The sequence below is a fragment of the Halanaerobium sp. genome, assembly GCF_003070835.1.
Map to the genome: position 1 here is coordinate 1 of NZ_QBLR01000398.1, position 2,705 is coordinate 2,705.

Genomic DNA, 2,705 nt, shown 5'->3' on the forward strand with positions numbered 1-2,705 from the left:
TGTATTAAATTGTGGAAGTTCCTCTTTAAAATATCAGTTAATAAATATGAAGAATGAAAAAGTAATTGCTAAAGGACTTGTAGAAAAAATTGGTGAAAACATCTCATATTTAAGTTATAAAACTGAAGCGGATAATGAAATTGAAATAGAAGAGGAAATTAGTGATCATAACCAGGCAATAGAAATGGTACTTGAAATACTGCAAAATAAAGAATATGGTGTACTAGAAAATATGGACGAAATAAATATTGTTGGCCATAGAGTTGTCCACGGTGGAGAAAAGTTTTCTGGTTCTGTTTTAATAGATGAAGAAGTAATAAAGGCTTTAAAAGAAAACATAAAATTAGCTCCTCTACATAACCCAGCAAATATTATGGGAATTGAAGTCAGCAGAAACTTAATGCCGAATACCCCAGATGTAGGAGTTTTCGATACAGCTTTTCATCAGTCCATGCCTAAAAAATCATATTTGTATGCTGTTCCTTATGAATGGTATGAAGATAATGGAGTTCGCAGGTATGGTTTTCATGGTACCTCTCATAAATATGTTTCAGAAAGAGGAGCAAAATTATTAGGGAGAGATTATAAGGATTTGAAAATTATCAGCTGTCACTTAGGTAATGGAGCAAGTATTACAGCCATCAAAGATGGAAAAGTAATTGATACAAGTATGGGTTTAACACCTTTAGATGGTTTGGTTATGGGTACTAGGTCCGGGGATCTTGATGCAGGTATAATACCATATGTTATGAAAGAAAGAAATATGAATATTAAAGAAATTGATCAAACTCTTAATACGGAAAGTGGGGTACTTGGAATTTCCGGAGTTAGTAATGATTTTAGAGATATTGGTGAGGCAGCTGAAGCAGGTAATAAAAGAGCAAAGCTTGCTTTAGATATCTTTTGTAGGAGGGTAAAAAAATATATTGGTTCATATGCAGCTTTATTAGGACGAGTTGATTTATTAATCTTTACTGCTGGTATTGGTGAAAATGCAGTTAATGTTAGAAAAAAAATAACATCAAATATGGATTGTTTTGGTATTGAAATTGATGAGAATAAAAATAATTGTCGTGGAAAAGAAATGAAAATTAGTTCAGAAAGCTCTAAGGTCGATGTTTATGTTATTCCAACAAACGAAGAACTGGTTATTGCAAGAGAAGCAAAAGACGTTGTAGAAAGTCATATTAAAACTATAATTAAAGAAATTGTTGGATAATTATTATGCTTATTTCCGGAGGAGATAACATGGCAGAATTGAATAATAAAAAAGATAGAGTAATCCAAGAATATGTGCCAGGAAAACAGGTGACACTAGTTCATTTAATTGCACATCCTTCAGCTGATATTTATAAAAAAATTGGTCTAAATGAAAAGCATGAAGCTCTTGGAATTTTAACTATTACCCCCAGCGAGGCAGCAATAATTGCAGCAGATTCTGCTAGTAAAAATGCAGATATTAAAATTGGATTTATTGATCGGTTTAGTGGTTCATTAGTTATTAGTGGAAAAGTATCAAGTGTTGAATCTGCTCTTAAAAATATTTTAAATTTATTAGAACATGTTTTAGGATTTGACGTAACAGAGATTACAAGGTCATAAATATGAAAGATATAATTTTAATTGGTGGAACTAAGGCTGGTAAAACTACACTATTAAAAGTATTGAATGGTGAAAAATTCAAAAAAATTGATGTTAGAACACAAAGTTTAGAATTTGAAGATCAGGTAATTGATACTCCTGGCGAATATATAGAAAATAGACAGTATTATACAGCTTTGATTTCTGCTGCTCAAGAGGCAGAGATAATTGGGTTAGTTGCCGATGCAACTGCAGAACAATATTTTTTCCCTCCTACATTTGCTTCAATATTTACGCGACCTGTAATTGGTATTGTGACAAAAATTGATGACAAAGAAGCTGATATTGAAAAGGCTGAAGATATTTTAAATATGGCTGGAGCTGGTAAGATATTTTTAACAAGTGCCTTGACTGGAAAAGGAATTACTGAATTATCCAATTTTATTTCTGGCAAATAATTATGACCAAAGATTGGAAGGCGTGGATAATGAATTTAGATGAGATGCTTACACTGGAAGAAGCAGCTGAATATATAAATGAAAAGACTAATATTTTTTTAGATTTGAATAGCATTTCTATTAAGAGTTTAAACTCCAATACTTTAAGTGTTAATGGTTTTGCTAACAACTTATTTTTAATTGAGAATAAGAATAATGGAAAGAAGGTTGTTTTAAAACAAGTTCTTCCTTATGTTAGAAAAGCAGCTGTAGAAAATGTTGAAATTCCGCTGCCTAAAAAAAGAATATACTCAGAATTTTATTCTTTGAAATTTTGGCGAGAAACCTGTCCAAGCTTTGTTCCTGAGGTATACTTTTTTGACGGTGAAAACAATATAATTATTTTCGAATATATAGAAGGGATGGAGCTTTTAAGAAGTTCTTTAATAAAAGGAAAAAGAGTTAAAAATGTCGAAGGTGAAATTGCTAGTTTTCTGGCGAAAACAGCTTTTTATAGTTCAAAATATTTTCTAGATGAACAACAATTTTATGGACTTTTAAATTTCTTTAATAAGACTGAATCAATAAAAGTTTGGGATGATTTGATTTTTGTTAGGACTATTTTACAACCAGAAAAAAGAGAAATTAATCCTCTAATCAAAGAAAAAATCTTAAACTATTGTCAAG

The 2,705-nt window shown here is 30.8% G+C and carries 4 protein-coding genes; all 4 read left to right on the plus strand.

Annotation, left to right across the window (positions count from 1 at the left end; translation table 11 throughout):
* The coding region (locus tag CI949_RS19555; protein WP_290769537.1) for an acetate/propionate family kinase at positions 1 to 1,219 on the plus strand (1,219 nt) is incomplete at its 5' end.
* 29 nt (positions 1,220 to 1,248) lie between these two features.
* Positions 1,249 to 1,602: an ethanolamine utilization microcompartment protein EutS gene (gene eutS, locus CI949_RS19560; RefSeq protein ID WP_290769540.1), complete on the plus strand. Its 354-nt coding sequence runs from the start codon at positions 1,249 to 1,251 to the stop codon at positions 1,600 to 1,602.
* A 2-nt stretch (positions 1,603 to 1,604) separates the two neighbouring features.
* Positions 1,605 to 2,039: a EutP/PduV family microcompartment system protein gene (gene eutP, locus CI949_RS19565; protein WP_290769543.1), complete on the plus strand. Its 435-nt coding sequence runs from the start codon at positions 1,605 to 1,607 to the stop codon at positions 2,037 to 2,039.
* 29 nt (positions 2,040 to 2,068) lie between these two features.
* A partial coding sequence (locus tag CI949_RS19570) for a hypothetical protein (RefSeq protein WP_290769546.1) occupies positions 2,069 to 2,705 on the plus strand: 637 nt, incomplete at its 3' end.